At 27.0% G+C, this 17,809-nt stretch carries 17 protein-coding genes and 1 tRNA gene; 10 read left to right on the top strand and 8 right to left on the bottom strand.

Going from position 1 to position 17,809, the window contains the following annotated elements; all coding sequences use genetic code 11:
• The first annotated feature begins 17 nt into the window (after positions 1 to 17).
• Genes rpmI through lepA form a run of 5 tightly spaced genes read left to right on the top strand, consistent with a single transcriptional unit; the run spans position 18 to position 5,920 of the window.
• Entirely contained in the window at positions 18 to 224 is a 207-nt protein-coding gene (gene rpmI / locus ACTT9L_RS05250; RefSeq protein ID WP_023854436.1) for a 50S ribosomal protein L35, read from the top strand.
• A 2-nt stretch (positions 225 to 226) separates the two neighbouring features.
• A complete protein-coding gene (gene rplT / locus ACTT9L_RS05245) occupies positions 227 to 583 on the top strand; it encodes a 50S ribosomal protein L20 (RefSeq protein ID WP_023854435.1) in 357 nt (118 codons plus the stop codon).
• 43 nt (positions 584 to 626) lie between these two features.
• On the top strand, positions 627 to 1,694 hold the full coding sequence (gene pheS / locus ACTT9L_RS05240; protein ID WP_440928265.1) for a phenylalanine--tRNA ligase subunit alpha: 1,068 nt from the start codon (positions 627 to 629) through the stop codon (positions 1,692 to 1,694).
• Positions 1,691 to 4,099 (top strand): phenylalanine--tRNA ligase subunit beta, encoded by a 2,409-nt coding sequence (pheT, locus tag ACTT9L_RS05235; RefSeq protein WP_440928264.1) that lies wholly within the window; start codon positions 1,691 to 1,693, stop codon positions 4,097 to 4,099. Before pheS ends, pheT begins: the two co-directional genes overlap by 4 nt.
• Before the next feature lie 9 nt (positions 4,100 to 4,108).
• Positions 4,109 to 5,920, top strand: a complete 1,812-nt coding sequence (lepA, locus tag ACTT9L_RS05230) for a translation elongation factor 4 (protein ID WP_440928263.1) — start codon at positions 4,109 to 4,111, stop codon at positions 5,918 to 5,920.
• Between the two features lie 2 nt (positions 5,921 to 5,922).
• Here lepA and ACTT9L_RS05225 read toward each other — a convergent pair whose 3' ends face one another.
• Positions 5,923 to 6,615, bottom strand: coding sequence for a NeuD/PglB/VioB family sugar acetyltransferase (locus ACTT9L_RS05225; protein ID WP_440928262.1), 693 nt, complete (start codon positions 6,613 to 6,615; stop codon positions 5,923 to 5,925).
• Between the two features lie 44 nt (positions 6,616 to 6,659).
• Here ACTT9L_RS05225 and ACTT9L_RS05220 point away from each other — a divergent pair, with 44 nt between their 5' ends.
• On the top strand, positions 6,660 to 7,349 hold the full coding sequence (locus ACTT9L_RS05220; protein ID WP_440928261.1) for a class I SAM-dependent methyltransferase: 690 nt from the start codon (positions 6,660 to 6,662) through the stop codon (positions 7,347 to 7,349).
• Here ACTT9L_RS05220 and ACTT9L_RS05215 read toward each other — a convergent pair.
• Positions 7,339 to 8,163 carry an NAD-dependent epimerase/dehydratase family protein gene (locus ACTT9L_RS05215; protein WP_440928260.1) on the bottom strand — a complete coding sequence of 275 codons (825 nt, stop codon included), beginning with the start codon at positions 8,161 to 8,163 and terminating at the stop codon, positions 7,339 to 7,341. The two genes, ACTT9L_RS05220 and ACTT9L_RS05215, sit on opposite strands and share 11 nt — an antisense overlap.
• A 1-nt stretch (position 8,164) precedes the next feature.
• Positions 8,165 to 8,989 carry a glycosyl transferase family 17 gene (locus tag ACTT9L_RS05210; protein ID WP_440928259.1) on the bottom strand — a complete coding sequence of 275 codons (825 nt, stop codon included), beginning with the start codon at positions 8,987 to 8,989 and terminating at the stop codon, positions 8,165 to 8,167.
• A gap of 55 nt (positions 8,990 to 9,044) precedes the next feature.
• On the opposite strand from ACTT9L_RS05210, the gene ACTT9L_RS05205 reads away from it, so the two are divergent.
• The 3 genes from ACTT9L_RS05205 to ACTT9L_RS05195 all read left to right on the top strand — a co-directional run bounded on the left by ACTT9L_RS05205 (position 9,045) and on the right by ACTT9L_RS05195 (position 12,596).
• Positions 9,045 to 9,134 (top strand) — tRNA-Ser (locus ACTT9L_RS05205).
• A gap of 115 nt (positions 9,135 to 9,249) precedes the next feature.
• The gene (locus ACTT9L_RS05200) at positions 9,250 to 11,313 is read left to right on the top strand and encodes a DNA gyrase subunit B (protein ID WP_440928258.1); all 2,064 of its coding nucleotides are present in this window, start codon (positions 9,250 to 9,252) and stop codon (positions 11,311 to 11,313) included.
• Positions 11,314 to 11,315: 2 nt separating this feature from the next.
• A complete protein-coding gene (locus ACTT9L_RS05195; protein ID WP_440928257.1) occupies positions 11,316 to 12,596 on the top strand; it encodes an ActS/PrrB/RegB family redox-sensitive histidine kinase in 1,281 nt (426 codons plus the stop codon).
• Here ACTT9L_RS05195 and ACTT9L_RS05190 read toward each other — a convergent pair.
• The 3 genes from ACTT9L_RS05190 to ACTT9L_RS05180 are packed head-to-tail and all read right to left on the bottom strand — an operon-like array spanning position 12,593 to position 15,883.
• Positions 12,593 to 14,392, bottom strand: a complete 1,800-nt coding sequence (locus tag ACTT9L_RS05190; RefSeq protein ID WP_440928256.1) for a cobaltochelatase CobT-related protein — start codon at positions 14,390 to 14,392, stop codon at positions 12,593 to 12,595. The genes ACTT9L_RS05195 and ACTT9L_RS05190 overlap by 4 nt on opposite strands.
• A complete protein-coding gene (gene cobS / locus ACTT9L_RS05185) occupies positions 14,392 to 15,366 on the bottom strand; it encodes a cobaltochelatase subunit CobS (protein ID WP_440928255.1) in 975 nt (324 codons plus the stop codon). The genes ACTT9L_RS05190 and cobS overlap by 1 nt, the downstream gene beginning before the upstream one ends.
• The gene (locus tag ACTT9L_RS05180; protein ID WP_440928254.1) at positions 15,350 to 15,883 is read right to left on the bottom strand and encodes a J domain-containing protein; all 534 of its coding nucleotides are present in this window, start codon (positions 15,881 to 15,883) and stop codon (positions 15,350 to 15,352) included. Before ACTT9L_RS05180 ends, cobS begins: the two co-directional genes overlap by 17 nt.
• A 17-nt stretch (positions 15,884 to 15,900) precedes the next feature.
• On the opposite strand from ACTT9L_RS05180, the gene ACTT9L_RS05175 reads away from it, so the two are divergent.
• A complete protein-coding gene (locus ACTT9L_RS05175) occupies positions 15,901 to 16,161 on the top strand; it encodes a BolA/IbaG family iron-sulfur metabolism protein (protein ID WP_440928253.1) in 261 nt (86 codons plus the stop codon).
• Here the strand turns inward: ACTT9L_RS05175 and aroB are convergent.
• The gene (gene aroB, locus ACTT9L_RS05170; protein ID WP_440928252.1) at positions 16,150 to 17,256 is read right to left on the bottom strand and encodes a 3-dehydroquinate synthase; all 1,107 of its coding nucleotides are present in this window, start codon (positions 17,254 to 17,256) and stop codon (positions 16,150 to 16,152) included. The two genes, ACTT9L_RS05175 and aroB, sit on opposite strands and share 12 nt — an antisense overlap.
• Complete coding sequence (locus ACTT9L_RS05165; RefSeq protein WP_440928251.1) at positions 17,243 to 17,755, bottom strand: shikimate kinase; 513 nt, start codon at positions 17,753 to 17,755, stop codon at positions 17,243 to 17,245. The genes aroB and ACTT9L_RS05165 overlap by 14 nt, the downstream gene beginning before the upstream one ends.
• Between the last annotated feature and the right edge of the window lie 54 nt (positions 17,756 to 17,809).

Raw genomic sequence — 17,809 nt, 5'->3', positions numbered from 1 at the left:
TATAAGTCCGCAGAATTATGCCAAAACTAAAAACAAAAAGCTCAGCAAAAAAAAGATTTAAAATATCTGCTAAGGGTAAAGTTATTTCTGCTCAGGCGGGTAAAAGACATGGCATGATTAAAAGAACGAATTCACAAATAAGAAAACTAAGAGGCACTACAACTTTGTCTAAACAAGATGGAAAAATTGTTAAGTCATACATGCCTTACAGTTTAAGAGGTTAATAATGGCAAGAGTTAAAAGAGGTGTAACTAGCAAAGCTAAACATAAAAAAGTTTTAAAAGCTGTAAAAGGTCAATGGGGTAGAAGAAAAAATACTATTAGAGTTGCTAAGCAAGCTATGGAAAAATCCATGCAATATGCTTACAGAGACAGAAGAAATAAAAAAAGAGATTTTAAATCATTGTGGATACAGAGAATCAATGCTGGAGTTAGAGCCGAGGGATTAACTTATTCAAAATTTATCAATGGATTAAATAAATGTGGTATTGCAATAGATAGAAAAATTCTTGCTGAAATTGCTTACGATAGCCCAGAAGCATTCAAAACAATTGTACAAAAAGCTCAATCAGCTTTAAATTAATCTTCGCTATTGTTTTTATTTCTTAAGGAAATAATCTACTAATATGTCAGAGATAAAAAATATTAGAGATCAGTTTATATCAAAGCTTGAAAATGATTTAAGCATTGATCAAATAAATGAAATCAAAACTGAGCTTTTTGGTAAAAATGGTTTAATTTCATCTAAATTTAAAACAATAGGATCAATTCCAGATGCTGATAGAAAAAAATTTGCATCAGATTTAAATCAAGCTAAAGATGAACTTCAAAATCTGATAACTTCTAAAATTAGAGAGATAGAAGGAAAAAAAATAAACGAAAAATTAGAAAAGGAAAAAGTTGATATAACTTTACCTGAAAGACCATTCGTTAGAGGGAAAGTTCATCCAGTATCGCAAACTATTGATGAAATTTCATCCATTTTCTCAGAAATAGGATTTAGTGTTGAGGAAGGCCCTGATGTTGAAAATGAATATAACAATTTTACTGCTTTAAACACACCTGACAATCATCCAGCAAGAGATATGCATGATACGTTTTACTTAGATGAAAGCAAAGAATTTTTATTACGAACACATACTTCACCAGTTCAAATTAGGACTATGCTAAAAGACAAACCCCCATTTAAGATCATTGCTCCAGGAAGGACTTATAGATCTGATAGTGATCAAACACACGCACCAATGTTTCATCAAGTAGAAGGTTTACATATTGACACAAACATTAATATGGGGCATTTGAAAGGATGCTTGAATTATTTCATTAGAGAATTTTTTGAAGTTGAAAAAATTAAAATGAGATTTAGACCTAGTCATTTTCCATTCACAGAACCATCTGCAGAAGTTGATATTGGTTATGAAATAAAAGATGGCAAAATTATTATTGGAGAAGGAGATAAGTGGCTTGAAATTTTAGGCTGTGGCATGGTGCATCCTAATGTTTTAAAAAATGTAAACGTAGATCCTTCAAAATATCAAGGATATGCCTTCGGTATAGGTATAGATCGATTAGCAATGCTTAAATACGGCATTAATGATTTAAGAGCGTTTTTTGATTGTGACTACAGATGGCTAAATCATTTTGGTTTTGATCCACTCGATGTTCCTTCAAATTACAGAGGTTTAAGCAGATGAAGATTACATATGATTGGCTGAAAGATCATTTAAAAATAAGCGCTAAAGAAGATAAACTTCTTGAGAAACTAACAGACATAGGTCTTGAGGTTGAGAGTATAGAAAACTTATCTGAAGGGTTAGATTTATTTAAGGTAGCAAAAATCTTAAAAACAGAAAAACATCCTAACGCAGACAGACTTAAAGTTTGTGATGTTGATGTTGGTGATAACGAAATCAAAAAAGTTGTTTGTGGAGCTGCAAATGCAAGAGAGGGCCTTCTTACTGTATATGCCCCACCAGGCGCTATAATCCCAAAAAACAAAACCAAACTTGTTGTTGCTAAAATAAGAGATGTTACATCTTATGGAATGCTCTGCTCTGAATCTGAATTGAATTTATCAGATGAAAGTGATGGGATTACTGAGCTGTTGTCATCTAAATATGGGAAAAATATTGGAAAAAGTTATTTTTCTAAACCAAGTTCTAATCTCATCGATTTATCAATTACACCAAATCGACCAGACTGTCTTGGTGTTCGGGGGATAGCGAGAGATTTATCAGCAGCAGGTTTTGGAAACTTAAAACCAGAAAAAGATAAAAAAATTAAATCTAATAAAAAACAGACTTTAAAAGTAAAAATAACAAAGGAAAAAAATCAAGGCTGTTTATCTTTTGGTAGCTGTTTAATAACTAACGTCAAAAATACAGAAAGTCCTCAATGGTTGAAAGATAAATTAATCTCTATAGGCCAAAAACCAATATCTGCAATTGTAGATGTAACTAACTATGTCATGATTGATATTAATCGTCCTTTGCACGCATACGATGCTGATAAAATTGATAAGGGAATAATCGTTAGAAATTCAAAATCAGGAGAAGAATTTACTGCTCTAGATAATAAAAATTATAAACTAGGTGATGGAATGTGTGTAATAAGCGACAACAAAGGTGTCTTAGGTCTAGGTGGAATTATTGGGGGAACAAGATCTGGTACAGAGTTAGATACAAAAAATGTTTTATTAGAGTCGGCTTATTTTGATCCAAGATCAATTAGAAAAACTGCTAAAAATTTGAGTATTGATACAGATGCTAAATTTAGATTTGAAAGAGGTATTGATCAGTTATCAATTGAAAATGGATTGAATAAAGCAGCTACTTTAATTAAGGAAATTTGTGGTGGTGAAATTAGTAAAATAGATATTCAAAAAATAGAATCTTATAAAAACAAAGTAATAAAATTTGACCCAAAAACATTTGAAAAAATAACTGGTTTTAAAATTTCAACCAAAGTAATGATAAATATTTTAGAAAAACTTGGTTTTAAATTAAAAAAAGAAAAAAAATTCTTTAAATTATCAGTTCCATCTTGGAGACCAGATATTGTTCAAGAAATTGATATAGTTGAGGAACTTGTAAGAATTAGTGGTTATGAAAAAATAAAAATAGAAAACCCTATTAAAGAAAGATCAAAAAACACTTTAAATCCAACTCAAAAGTTATTTCATTTTCTTCAAAGGGCAGTAGCATCCAAAGGGTATTTGGAAGCAATCACTTGGTCTTTTTCAGATTCAAAATATAACGATCACTTTAAAGAAGCCAATAAAGAAATAAAAATTGTAAATCCAATTAGCTCAGAATTGGGAGTATTAAGAAATTCTATTTTTTCAAATTTAGTGATGTACATGAGCAAAAACTTAGATAGAGGAATTAAAGATTTATCAATATTTGAAATAGGGCCAATATTTTATGGTTCACAACCTGGAGCTCAAAATACAGTTGTTTGTGGTTTGTCGGCTGGAAAAAAATCTAGACTTTCATGGATTGAAAAAGAGAGAAATGTCGATGTTTTTGATATCAAAAGAGATGTGACACAAACATTAGTAGAAGCTGGTTATGACTCAGAAAAATTTTATATCGATGATGAAAGCCCAAATTATTATCATCCAGGAAAATCAGGAAGAATATTTCTAAATAAGGGAAAAGATAAGGTAGCTGCTTATTTTGGTGAAATTCATCCAAACATTATTAAAACGCTAGATGTTAAAACAGAGTCTTTAGTAGGTTTTGAAATATTTTTAGATAATTTAAAATTACCTAAAAAACCTTTAAAAGATCAAAAAACAAAATATTCAATATCAGACTTTCAAAAATCTGAAAGAGATTTTGCATTTATTATTGATAAAAAAATAAAAGTACAAGAGTTAATAAGTGTAATATCTAGTATTGATAAAAATTTAATATCAAATGTTAAAGTATTTGATGTTTATGACGGAGAAAATATTCCTGAAAATCAAAAATCAATTGCTATCAGTGTAACAATTCAGTCTTCAGAAAAAACTCTAACAGATAATGATTTGGAAAAAATTAACAATTTAATAATAGAAACAGTTGAAAATAAAACTGGTGCTAAAATTCGTTCCTAAAATAAATTAATGAGTTCAATTGATAATATAAGAAATTTCGCAATTATTGCACATATTGATCATGGAAAATCTACTATCGCTGATCGTATTATTCATAGTTGTGGTGGATTAACTGAAAGAGAAATGAAAGCTCAAGTTTTAGACTCTATGGATATTGAACGTGAAAGAGGAATCACAATTAAAGCCCAAACAGTTAAATTAAATTACAAAGCTAAAAATGGAAAAAATTATATTTTGAATATTATTGATACTCCAGGCCATGTTGATTTTAGTTATGAAGTTAGCAGATCTTTATATGCATGCGAAGGTTCAATTTTAATCGTAGATAGTACACAAGGGGTAGAAGCCCAAACATTAGCAAATGTTTATCAAGCTTTAGACACTAATCATGAGATAGTGCCAGTTTTAAACAAGGTTGATTTACCTGCATCAGATCTAGATAGAACAAAAAAACAAATAGAAGAAGTGATAGGTATTGATACTGAAAACGCAATTCCATGTTCAGGTAAAACTGGCGAAGGAATAGATGATATTTTAGAACAAATAATCACAACATTACCTGCGCCAAAAGGGGAAAGCTCAGCAGATCTAAAATGTTTATTAGTTGATAGCTGGTATGACACATATCTAGGTGTAGTGATTTTAGTGAGAGTGATAGATGGCAAACTTTCAAAACATATGAAAATTAAAATGATGTCAACTAATCAAGAATATATTGTTGAAAAAGTTGGGGTTTTTACTCCAAAACCAGTAGACATAAATGAATTAAAAACGGGTGAAATTGGATTTATTACAACAGGAATTAAAGTTTTATCTGAAACGAAAGTTGGAGATACAATTTGTGATGCCTCAAAACCTTTAAAAGAAGCTTTGCCAGGATTTAAACCAAGTAAACCGGTAGTGTTCTGCGGATTATTTCCAGTAGACAGTTCTGAGTTTCAAAAACTTAAAGATGGTTTAGCTAAATTACAATTAAATGACGCAAGTTTCTCATTTGAACCAGAGTCATCTTCTGCTTTAGGATTAGGTTTTAGATGTGGATTTTTAGGCTTACTTCATTTGGAAATTGTGACAGAAAGATTGGAAAGAGAATTTGATGTTAATTTATTAACAACCACACCGGGTGTTGTTTATAAAGTTCATCTTAATAATAGAAATGTAATTGATCTTCAAAATCCATCAAGTTTACCTGATCCAACTTTAATAAAATACATCGAAGAACCATGGATTAAAGCAACAATCATTACTCCTGACCAATATTTAGGTTCAATTATAAAAATGTGTCAGGATAAAAGAGGAATTCAGACTAATTTAAATTATTCAGGTAATAGAGCAGTTGTGAATTATGAGTTACCTTTAAACGAAGTAGTTTTTGACTTTAATGATAGATTAAAATCAATGACAAGTGGATACGCTAGTTTTGATTATGAAATAATTGAACATAGAGAGGGAGATTTAGTTAAGTTAGGGATACTAGTTAATGGAGAACCTGTTGATGCTTTAGCTATGATGATTCATAAAGATTTTGCTCAAAAAACTGGAAGAGAAGTTTGTGAAAAATTGAAAGATTTAATTCCTCGACATAATTTTATGATCCCAGTTCAAGCTGCGATTGGAGGTAAAATTATTGCAAGAGAGACAATAAAAGGTTTTAAAAAGGATGTTTTAACAAAGATTCATGGTGGTGGTGCCACAGATAGGAAGAGAAAGCTCTTAGAAAAACAAAAAAAAGGGAAAGCAAGATCCAAGCAATTTGGTAGAGTCGAGATACCGCAAGAGGCGTTTATTGGGGTTTTAAAAATTAATAGTCAAAAAAATTAAACTTATTTTTTAAAAGGAGATAAATCAAATTTATGTTTTACAGTCTTTATCTTTTTTGCAGGATTTCCAGCAACTAATTCATTTTTTTTTACATTTTTTGTTATCACGCTTCCAGCACCAATTACTGCTCCAGTTTCAATTGTAATGTATGGTAATATAGTTGCATTAGATCCAATAGTAACAAAATCTTTAATATTAACTTTACCAGCAATAGTAGCACCTGGCATAATATGACATCCGTTTCCAATATTCGAATGGTGATCAATGCTAGCATTAGTGTTTAAAATACAAAAATCACCAATATTGACTTTATTTTGTATTATTGAGCCAGCCTCAGATTGAAAACCTTTTCCAAAAAAAACATCATGAGCAATAATAGAATTATTATCAATTAAATTTAAAGGTTTTAATTTATGCTTAAGAAGTTCATTTGAAATTAAAAATCTAGCTTTGCCATATTCTGAACCTATGGCAACAACAAAATAATTGCATTCATCAATTATTTTATATAAGTCATTAGTTTTGTTTAAAAATTTTACTTCTGTTTGAAAATTTAATTTCTTTTTAGTATTATCAAATATATATTTTACCTTCAATTTATTTTTTATAAAAAACTTTGATTGTTTTAACTTTTCTATAGTATTGTTACATCTTAAACCAGCGCCCCAAATTAGAATGTTTTTATTTGTTTTCATAAAAATAAATAATATATAATACAACGTTCTAATAATAAATAAATATGAAATTTTTTTTTAAATTAAAAAATTTAAATAAAGTATTTCAATCAGTTTTTATAAAAAAAAAAGCAAAAAAAAAATTAATTAATAGAAAAGTTATCTTTGAGAACTTGATTAAAAAAAAAAATTTTACAGAAAAATGGTTTTTAAATAATTTTGAAATATTTAATTACTATTTGCCTCAAGATGAAAACAAAAAATTTAGTTATTTAGAAATAGGATCTTTTGAGGGATTATCACTTTTGAATGTTAAACATTTTTATAAAAATAGTGAAGCCATAGCTATAGACTTATGGTCGAAACCAAACTTTAATTCTGAGGATATTGGTTTAGATCTTAATAGAGCAGAGAAAAATTTTGATAGTAACCTAAATGGATATGATAATTTAGAAAAAAAAAAGGGAGATTCAATAATAGAGATAAGAAAATTAATTCAAAGAGAAACTATATTTGATTATATTTATATTGATGGATCACATAATGGTGAAGATGTTATAGTTGATGCAATTGAAAGTTTTAAAATTTTAAAAAAACAGGGAATTATGATTTTTGATGATGCAATGTTAGATATTGATAAAAATAAAAAATATCAAACATATGAGGGTGTAATCTCATTCATAAATATGTTCAAAAAAGAAATTGAAATTATGTACCTTAGAAATATCCTAATAATCAAAAAAATTAGTGAATAGATTTACTTATATTTACACAAAACTTCTTAAGCTCGTTTTTAGAAGGTCTGTATTTTATAAGTTTATAAATTTTGTTATTATTTAAGGTAAAAGAGGTTTTGTTAATTAGTGTTTTTGGTGTTTTTAGACAAATAAAATTTTTTTTATTTTTATTATATTTATTAAGCCACCCTAAAATTTCTTTTACATATATTTTTTTACCTAAAGAAACATTGAATTTTCCAGTTAGTCTCTTATTTATTGCGTAATAGAAATAATCGGCTAGTTGTTCAATTGAGATAAAATCTTTAAATAAATTATAATAATTAACTTCAGACTTGTTTTTAACACTTTCTATATAGTTATCAAAAAAGGTTTTGTTTACTTGTCTTTTATTTTTTCTAATTTTAAATCCAATAACATTTGAAATCCTTAAAATTAAAAGTTTAGAACCTAAAATTTTTTTTAAAGTTTTTTCTGTTATAACTTTATTGTGGGAGTAGATGTCTATAGGATTTGGATTTTGTTTTTCATTTGTATTAAATTTAGGTTTATAAATTTTTCTAGAGCTTAAAAAAATATAGTTAATTTTATTATTTTTTATTATATTTGCAATTTGTAAGTCAATGTCGTTTTTTGTATTATATTTATTATGAATATACTTTTTATTAACAGAGCAATTACAAATATAATCAAACTTTTTTAATTGATTTTTTTTTAATTTTTTAAATTGATTTAAATTGATATTAATTACTTTAAATTTATTTTGAAGATAAATATTAATATTTGAACCAATAAAACTATTTTTACCGATTATTATTATTTTTTTTTTCATTTTAATTTATCCATAATTTAAATTTATTTTTGTTTTTAAAAATGTATTCTGGAAAAGTTTTATTTATTTTAACTAATTTCAATTTTGCCGGTCTATCAAACGGGTCTTTTAAATTTTTAATTCTAAATTTTATTCTTTTTAATGAAGTATATTTTTTTTTATTATATTCTATATGACCTGAATTTTTTATTTTATTTGATATACCCTTTGGTTTGTATAAGTAAGTAAAATGCCAACCTCCTTTTTTAATTAATTGTATACTTTTTTCTTTATAGAATTTCCAAAAAGGTTCGTATTTATTTTTTTCTTTTAATATTTTAAAATCAAAAAAAGATTTTATGTTTTTTTTTAAGCTTATTCTAGATCCAGGCCATCCATCGCTAGCTTCAGTTAAATTTTGAATATTTAGTTTATAATAATATAAATTTTGCTTAAATATCCCAAATTTATATTTTTCAAAATTAAAATTTTTGATACTTTTTGGATTTGGAATTTCATCTTCGTCAGACAAAATAATTATATCATTGTTATTAGCCTTTTTTAATCCTTTAGATATAAATTCTATTTGCTTTTTTATTAATTCAAATTTATTTTTTTGACCTAATTTAATTTTTTTAATATTCTCTACTTTAATATAAATAATTCTGTCTTTATATTTTTTCCATTTATTAATTTTAAAATTGTATTTTTTTTTTTCACCTGTATGGGTTGTATTTGCCTCACAAATAACAAAATAATCTACAATATCTTTAAGAGTATGGAATCTTATTTCAAATAAATGATTTGAATTAAAAAAAGTTATGCAATCAAAAATTTTTTTTTTCACAAAATTAATGTATCAAAAAAACTTATTTAGAATATAAATTTAATTTAAAATTTATGGAGAGATGGCCGAGAGGTTTAAGGCGCACGCTTGGAAAGCGTGTAAAGGAGTAATTCTTTCATGGGTTCGAATCCCATTCTCTCCGCCATTAAATAAGCTTTATTTTTCAAGTATTTTTCAAGTATTTTTCAGTTTTTTTGTTAAGATAAATCAGCAATTTTTTTAAAAAATGTTATAATTTTCTTTTTCCAAAATTTAAAAAAATGTTAAACAAAAATACATATCAGGCAGACTCCATCAAAGTTTTAAAGGGTCTTGAAGCAGTCAGAAAAAGACCAGGTATGTATATTGGTGATACAGATGATGGAACAGGTTTACATCATATGGTCTATGAAGTTGTTGATAACTCTATTGATGAGGCATTAGCAGGATATTGTAAAAATATTAATGTAAAAATTAACTCTGACGGAACAATTACAGTAAATGATGATGGAAGAGGTATTCCTGTTGATATCCATAAAGGAGAAAAAAAATCAGCAGCAGAAGTAATTATGACACAACTTCATGCTGGAGGTAAATTTGATCATGACTCATATAAAGTTTCGGGTGGACTGCATGGTGTTGGTGTTTCAGTTGTTAATGCGCTTTCAGAAAAATTACAGTTAGAGATATTTAGAGATGGAAAAAAATATTATATAGAATTTCAAAATGGTGAAGCCAAAGCTCCTTTAAAAATAATAGGAAAAGCAAAAAATTCAGGAACTCAAATAACTTTTTTACCCTCTAAAGAAATTTTTTCTTCAATAAAATTTAGTGCGAATATTTTGATTAAAAGGATGAGAGAATTAGCATTTTTAAATAAAGGCATAAAAATAATATTTACAGATGCAAGCCAAAAGAAAGAAAAAATATCAGAGTTTAAGTTTGATGGTGGTGTTCTAGAATTTGTAGATTTTTTAGATGATAAAAGAGAAAAGCTACTAAACAAAAATGGAAATGACTTATTTAGAAAACCAATTTATATCGAAGGTAAAAAAAATAATATTGAATTAGAGTGCTCTTTAAAATGGAACGCAGGATATTCAGAAGATATATTTCCATATACAAACAACATACATCAAAAAGATGGAGGAACCCATTTGTTGGGTTTCAGAAGTGCATTAACAAGAGTAATTAACAAATATGCTAATGAAAATAATTTACTAAAGAAAAATAAATTAGCAATCTCAGGTGATGATATCAAGGAGGGACTAACTTGTGTACTATCAACTAAAATCCCTGATCCAAAATTTTCATCTCAAACAAAAGATAAGCTAGTTTCATCAGAAGTAAGGATGATAGTAGAAACACTAGTAAATGAAAAATTATCTATTTGGTTTGATCAAAATCCCTCTATTGCAAAAATTATTTTAGCTAAAGTTATTCAAGCTGCAATGGCCAGAGATGTTGCTAGAAAAGCAAGAGAAAATGTAAGAAGAAAAGGAGCTCTTGAATTAAGTGGTCTTCCTGGAAAATTAGCTGATTGTCAAATTGGAAAACAAGAAGGAACTGAATTGTTTATTGTAGAGGGGGATTCAGCGGGTGGATCTGCTAAACAAGGAAGAAATAGAGCTAATCAAGCAGTTTTACCTCTTAGAGGGAAAATACTTAATACTTATGTAGAAGATTTTAATTTGAAAAAAAATGGTAACGGCAATGGAAGTGGTTCTGATCAAAGAACAAAAGCTTTGTCTAAAATGATTTCTTCAAATGAGATTGTTACCTTGATTAATGCTCTAGGTCTGGACCCAAAAGCACAAGAAATTGATTTAAAGGATTTAAGATATGGAAAAATAATTATTATGACGGATGCCGATGTAGATGGCTCCCATATAAGAGCACTTCTTTTAACTTTTTTCAATAATAAACCATTTAATAAGTTAATTGAAAATGGCCATGTTTATTTAGCACAGCCGCCTTTATTTAAAATTAACAAAGGCTCTAAAGGCATTTATATCAAGGATGAGAAGGAATTAGAAGACTACATAATAAATAATAATAAGGAGTTAAAAAAAATTAAAAAAGGAACTAAAGATTATTCAAAAAAAATTGATCAGGAAAAATCAAAAATGAATATACAAAGATTTAAAGGTCTTGGAGAAATGAATCCGGAAGAGTTATGGAGCACTACATTAGATCCAGAAACAAGAAATCTACTTCAAGTACAATACTCAAAAGATTTGAAAAAGGATCAAAGTTTAATTCATACTTTAATGGGTAATGATGTGGCATTAAGAAAAGATTTTATAGTTTCTAATGCTATAAATGTAAAAAATCTTGATATTTAAAAATGAAGTTCTTTGAAACTTCAAAATATCATTCTTTTAAAAAATCAACTTATATAACTTTAAGATGGATTGGAATTATTGGACAATTAATTGCAGTAAATTTTGTTTATTTATTTCTAAATCCTAGTTTTGATTTTATTACCTCAAATTTAGTTATATTTTTAGGAATATTAAGTAATTTATATTTAATTTTTATTTATAAAAAAACACAATTATCAGATAGATCTGCTTTTATCTTCTTGCTTATAGATATTTTGCAATTAGGTGTTCTCCTTTATTTGTCAGGTGGAATAACCAATCCATTTGTAATTTTTATATTAATACCAAGTGTTTTTTCCTCATCAAATTTAAGCTTAAGAACTAATACTTTGTTAGTAATATTAACAATAATTATAGTTGTATTTTTAACTTTTAATTATCAAGATTTACCAATTAATTTAAATAGTGATTTTCATAACAATCATTATTTTTATTATTCTATCCCAATTTCTTTGATTATCGCTTTAGTATTTTTAAATTACTTTGCAATGACGTTTGGCACGCAATCTAGATTAAGAAAAGAGGCATTAGGAAAAATGGAGGAGGTTATGGCTAAAGAACATGAACTTTTATCTTTGGGGGGTCAAGCTGCTGCAGCCGCACATTCTTTAGGTACACCACTTTCTACGATAACAATAATTGCACATGATTTAATGAAGCAATTTCAGGGGCATAAAGATTTAGAAAAAGATATAGAGTTATTGAATAGCCAGGTTGAGCGATGTAATGAAATTTTAAAGAGATTAACTCTAAATCCTGTAGAAGAAGATGAATTTATTGATAAAGATATTAATATTCGAGATTATTTGCATGAAATTATTTCTTCATTTAAGGAAATAAGTAAAAAGGAATTTTTCTTCAATTATGATCAAGACTCAAACCCAAAAAAAATAAGTAAATCTATTGAAATAGTTTATGGATTGAGAAATTTTATAGGAAACGCGAATAAATTTGCCAAACATTCTATTTTTATCAATTTAAAAAGTGACAGTGAATTTACAGAAATTACAGTAGAAGATGATGGCAATGGTTATCCAAGAGATATTATATCAAAAATTGGAGAACCGTATTTAAAATCAAATTATTCAAAAGATAAGTCTAAAGAGGGCCTAGGACTAGGGTTATTTATTGGAAAAACTTTATTAGAAAAAAATTTTGCATCAGTTAATTGTAGAAATTCAAAAACACGTAATGGTGCTGAAGTTGTTATTAGATGGAAGAATAAAGAATTATTTAATATTTAGTGATATTTGTTCTTTGTTTCAAATAATGAGCTTAATTGAGATATCATAACATCTCCTAATTCATTTACGTCAGTAATTTTGATAGCTTTATCATAATATCTTGAAACATCGTGACCAATTCCTATAGCCAAAACTTCAATATCTGATTTATTTTCAATAAACTTCACAATCTTTTTTAAATGTTTTTCCAAAAAATCACCTGAATTTACAGAAAGAGTTGAGTCATCTACAGGGGCTCCATCAGAAATAACCATTAATATTTTTCTTTCTTCTTTTCTCTTTTTAATTCTATTATAAGCCCAAGATATAGCTTCACCATCAATATTCTCTTTTAGCAATCCTTCTTTAAGCATTAGTCCTAAATTATTTTTTGCCTGTCTCCAATGGGTATCTGCTCCTTTGTAAATTATATGTCTTAGATCGTTCAATCTTCCTGGTGTTTTAGGTTTAGAATTTGTGGTCCATAATTCTCTACTCTGTCCACCCTTCCAATTTTTAGTTGTGAAACCTAAAATTTCAACTTTAACAGAGCACCTTTCTAGCGTCCTGGATAAGATATCTGCACAAATAGCAGCAATAGTAATTGGCCTTCCTCTCATAGATCCAGAATTATCTATGAGTAAAGTCACCACTGTATCTTTAAAATCTAAATCTTTTTCTTTTTTGAATGATAAAGAGTTATATGGATCCATAATAATTCTTGGAAGTTTTGAACTGTCTAATAATCCCTCCTCTAAATCAAATTCCCATGCTCTATTTTGTTTAGCAAGCAATTGTCTTTGTAGTTTATTAGCAAGCTTTGTTATAATATCTTGAAAGCCTACTAATTGTTGATCTAAATTTCTTCTTAATTTTGTTGCTTCATCTGCATTTTCTAGATTTTCAGCTTTTACAACTTCATCAAATTGAGTTGTAAAAACTTTATAATCTAAATTGATATTATCTATTTTTTTTTGAGCTACTTGCTGAGAACTTTGTTCATCTGACTCTGTATCTGACAGTTGATCGTCAAAGTTAAATTCATCAATACTATAATCAGCATCTAGTGAAGCCTCTGATACGTTTTCATCTTTTTCATCTTTATTATCTTCTTTGTCATTATTTTCATCTTCATTTGATGGATTATCTTGTCCTTGATCTTGATTTTCTTCTTTTCTTTCGTCTTCATCTTCATTTTGAAATATGTCCATTTCTTCCAATATTTCTGAAAACTTTGAACTATAAATATTTTGATCTTCAAGATTTTTAAGTAAAAATTCTTTATGTTTTTCTATAGCGTCCTCAAAGTCTTTTTCCCAAAAATTAAGCATTTTTGTTGTTAAAGGATTTAGTTCAATTTTATGAAAATTCTTAAGCATATATAGCTCGAATGCCTCTGTAACAGATACATCTTCTTTAGTTTTTAATTGATCTTTGCGTTTACGATTTATTATTTGATGATAATTTTCTTGAAAATTTTTTTCAATTCCTTTTAACATTTTTCCTCCAAGAGTCTCATAACGTATTTTTTCAGCGATATTATAAAGGGATTTAGAAGATGTATTTGAGGGAAGGTTTTTTTTGTAAATTGTTTCATTACAAAATTTTTTTTTCAAAGCAGAGGAATCTGTTTCTGCACGCAATCTTATAAAATCGGCTGGACTAGTTAAATTGTCAATCTCTAGAAAATTAAATTCTTTTATTTTTTTTTCTTCAGAATTTGTTTTTTTTATATCAAAATCATCAGCAATTACCTTTGCTGTAGAAGTTAAAGCAATTTTAAATTTTTCTTTTAAATTATTTTCTTCAGTGCTCATCAGATTTGAATATTAATCAAAGATTCAGGTAACTCTTCACCAAAACATCTTTGATAATATTCTGCGATAGTATTTTTTTCAATATCATCACATTTATTAAGAAAAGTTACTCTAAAGGCGTAACCAGTATCTTTAAATATCTCCGTATTTTCTGCCCAATGTAAAACCGTTCTTGGACTCATCACTGTTGAAATATCTCCTGCAATAAATCCTTTACGCGTTAGAGATGCTACTTTTATCATATTAGCAACTTTCTCTTTTCCTTTCGTATTATTTAGGTTTTTATTTTTAGATAAAATAATGTCCATTTCTCTATCAAGGCTGAGATAATTTAATGTTGTAACGATATTCCATCTATCCATCTGACCTTGGTTAATTTGTTGTGTACCATGATAAAGACCTGTCGTATCACCTAGTCCTACAGTATTTGAGGTAGCAAATAATCTAAAAAATTTATTTTGTTTAATTATTTTATTTTTATCAAGTAAAGTAAAATTTCCCTCAGCTTCTAAAACTCTTTGAATTACAAACATTACATCAGGTCTTCCAGCATCATATTCATCAAAAACAAGTGCAACTGGATTTTGAATAGACCACGGTAAAATTCCCTCATTAAATTGAGTTACTTGTTTACCGTCTTTAAGAACGATTGCATCTTTTCCAATTAAATCAATTCTACTTACATGACTGTCTAAATTTACACGGATACATGGCCAATTTAATCTCGCAGCGATTTGCTCAATGTGAGTAGACTTACCAGTACCATGATATCCTTGAACTAAAACTCTTTTGTTAAACGCAAATCCTGAAATAATAGATAATGTAGTATCTCTATCAAATTTATAGTTTTTATCAATTTCAGGAACATATTCATTTTTTTTTGAAAATGCGTCTACTTCCATTTCTGAATCAATTCCAAAAGTTTGTTTTATTGAGACTTTAATATCTGGTTCTGTGTTAAGATTTGGTGTCAATTTTTTCCCTATAGGTATTTTTCAACTGAGTATAAGCCAATGTTATAAGTTTAAGTTTTTCTTCGTATTTTTTATTTCCAGAATTCATATCAGGGTGAAATTTTTTCACAAGCAATTTGAATTTATCTTGAATTTTCTTCCACTTTAAACCTACTGAAACCCCTAATATTCCAAAAGCTTTTATATCTTTATGATCAAATTTAAATTGACGCATATGATCATAATCTCCATTTATTTTTTCTTTATCGAACTCATCTCTCAAAGTTGTATTCCATAACACTTTGAAAAAATTATCTGAAGAGCTAAAGCTTTGCGTGGGTTTGTGCCAAGTCATGTCAGATTTTAAAAAATTCATTACTTGATCATCATTCATACCTGAAAAATAGTTCCAATTTTTATTAAATTCTTTCACATGCTCAAGGCAAAGCATTCTAAATTTTCTGCTATTATCTTTTTCAACTGGCGCCTTATATTCACCTATTTCATTACAATTATTCCAGTCACAAATATTTTTCATGATATATAATAACATATATGGATATAAATGAGTTAATTACAATTGTAAAAAATAAATTATTAAATCAAATTAATATTGAAAGTATAAATATTGAAGATAAATCTTTTCTTCATAAAAATCACAAAGGAAATCAAGAGGGAAAATATCATTTAAAATTAATTATTGTTTCTGAAGAACTAAAAAAAATGAGTAAAATTGAAAGTAATAAAAAAATTTACAAGATTTTAGATCAAGAATTAAAAGAATTTATTCACTCAATCCAAATTTTAATTAGTTAAAAATTTTCTTAAGAATAAGTTTATCTTTTTTTTCGAATATTGTTTGTTGAAAATTGGCTTACCAATCTTTTTTAATAAAACTAAATTGATTTTTTTAGAATTATTTTTTTTATCTTTAATCATAAAAGATAAAATTTTATTTAAATCTTTGATAGAAAAATGTTTTTTTATTGAGGAAGGTAGAACAGAATTATCAATATGATTTATAATTAAATTATATTCATTTTTACTGAGTATATTTTCCTTTAAACTAAAATTAAGTGCTGTCTTCATTCCAAGTATCACAGCTTCACCGTGATTTAGTTTATGACTGTACCCTAAGCCTGCCTCATAAGCATGGCCAAATGTATGACCAAAATTTAATACTTTTCTTAATGCTGTTTCTTTTTCATCTTTTTCGACTATCTTTTTTTTAATTTTACAACTTTCATAGATACCTTTTTCAATAAATGGAGATGAAAGACTTAAAATCTTTTTAAAATTTTTATTTAAGAAATTAAAAAATTTTTTATTTTCAATTAATGAATGCTTTAATATTTCTCCATATCCACAAATTATCTCTCTTTTTGATAAAGATTTAAGAAGTTGAATATCTGAGAGAACCAATGATGGTTGGTAAAAGCTTCCTATTAAATTTTTACCATACTTAGAATTAACTCCAGTTTTTCCACCTACTGATGAATCAACTTGAGCTAAAAGAGTTGTTGGAATATTTACAAACTTTAGACCCCTTTTGAAAAGACTAGCCGCAAAACCACTTACATCGCCTGTAATTCCTCCTCCTAAAGAAATTAAAACATCATTTCTTGAAAAGTTTTTATTTAATAAAACTTCTAGAATTTTATTTACGCTATTTGTATTTTTATTTTTTTCAATAGCATTAAAAAATAAAATAAAAATACTTTTATTTTTTAAAGACTTTTTAATATTTGAAACAAATTTTTTTGGAACATTTTTATCAACAACAATTAAACATTTATCAAAATCAATTGAATTTGATTTAAAAATTTTTGACACAGTTGAGGTCAAATTTGATCCAATAATTATTGGATATTTTTCAGTTTTAGTAACTATATTTAATCTAGTTTGTTTCATAAATTTCTACAATTTTTTTTACTATTTCAATTTTAGAAAGATTATCACACTTTATCTCATATAAAGCTTTTGAATAAATGTTAGATCGTTTCTTGATTAAATCAAATAACTCAGTATCTGTTGCATTAATCGCTAATGGTCTTTTTTTACTGTTTTTAATTCTATTTAACAATGTTTTATCATCCCAATTTAGCCAAAAAGATAAATGATTTTTTAAAATTTCTTTCCTAATATTTATATTTGTAAAAGCTCCGCCACCAAGTGAAATCACAGTAGAGCTTAATTTAAGTTTTTTTAAAGTTGTTTGTTCTTCAATTTTTCTAAAAAAATTCTCACCCTTAACTTCAAAGATTTTTTTTATTGTAATGTTTAAATTTTTTTCAATTTCTTTATCGATATCCACAAAATTTAACTTTAATTTCTTAGCTACTAAAGATCCAATAGAGCTCTTACCAGAACCCATCATACCCAAAAAAACAAGATTTTCTTTTGATTTCATAATTTTCTTTATTGAAAAAACATAAATATGTCTTAATTTGAAATTATCTAAAAG

Source organism: Candidatus Pelagibacter sp. (genome assembly GCF_052049675.1).
Lineage (GTDB): Bacteria > Pseudomonadota > Alphaproteobacteria > Pelagibacterales > Pelagibacteraceae > Pelagibacter.
Note: the sequence above shows the minus strand (reverse complement) of the source record. Positions and strands in the feature narration are given on the sequence as shown.

What these genes read in the sequence shown, in the direction of transcription:
- ACTT9L_RS05220 (WP_440928261.1), top strand. Translation starts at nt 6,660, where the DNA reads ATGAAATTTTTTTTTAAATTAAAAAATTTAAATAAAGTATTTCAATCA.
- ACTT9L_RS05225 (WP_440928262.1), bottom strand. Translation starts at nt 6,615, where the DNA reads ATGAAAACAAATAAAAACATTCTAATTTGGGGCGCTGGTTTAAGATGT.
- ACTT9L_RS05180 (WP_440928254.1), bottom strand. Translation starts at nt 15,883, where the DNA reads ATGAAAAATATTTGTGACTGGAATAATTGTAATGAAATAGGTGAATAT.
- rpmI (WP_023854436.1), top strand. Translation starts at nt 18, where the DNA reads ATGCCAAAACTAAAAACAAAAAGCTCAGCAAAAAAAAGATTTAAAATA.
- pheS (WP_440928265.1), top strand. Translation starts at nt 627, where the DNA reads ATGTCAGAGATAAAAAATATTAGAGATCAGTTTATATCAAAGCTTGAA.
- ACTT9L_RS05175 (WP_440928253.1), top strand. Translation starts at nt 15,901, where the DNA reads ATGGATATAAATGAGTTAATTACAATTGTAAAAAATAAATTATTAAAT.
- aroB (WP_440928252.1), bottom strand. Translation starts at nt 17,256, where the DNA reads ATGAAACAAACTAGATTAAATATAGTTACTAAAACTGAAAAATATCCA.
- ACTT9L_RS05200 (WP_440928258.1), top strand. Translation starts at nt 9,250, where the DNA reads ATGTTAAACAAAAATACATATCAGGCAGACTCCATCAAAGTTTTAAAG.
- ACTT9L_RS05165 (WP_440928251.1), bottom strand. Translation starts at nt 17,755, where the DNA reads ATGAAATCAAAAGAAAATCTTGTTTTTTTGGGTATGATGGGTTCTGGT.
- lepA (WP_440928263.1), top strand. Translation starts at nt 4,109, where the DNA reads ATGAGTTCAATTGATAATATAAGAAATTTCGCAATTATTGCACATATT.
- pheT (WP_440928264.1), top strand. Translation starts at nt 1,691, where the DNA reads ATGAAGATTACATATGATTGGCTGAAAGATCATTTAAAAATAAGCGCT.
- ACTT9L_RS05195 (WP_440928257.1), top strand. Translation starts at nt 11,316, where the DNA reads ATGAAGTTCTTTGAAACTTCAAAATATCATTCTTTTAAAAAATCAACT.
- ACTT9L_RS05215 (WP_440928260.1), bottom strand. Translation starts at nt 8,163, where the DNA reads ATGAAAAAAAAAATAATAATAATCGGTAAAAATAGTTTTATTGGTTCA.
- rplT (WP_023854435.1), top strand. Translation starts at nt 227, where the DNA reads ATGGCAAGAGTTAAAAGAGGTGTAACTAGCAAAGCTAAACATAAAAAA.
- ACTT9L_RS05190 (WP_440928256.1), bottom strand. Translation starts at nt 14,392, where the DNA reads ATGAGCACTGAAGAAAATAATTTAAAAGAAAAATTTAAAATTGCTTTA.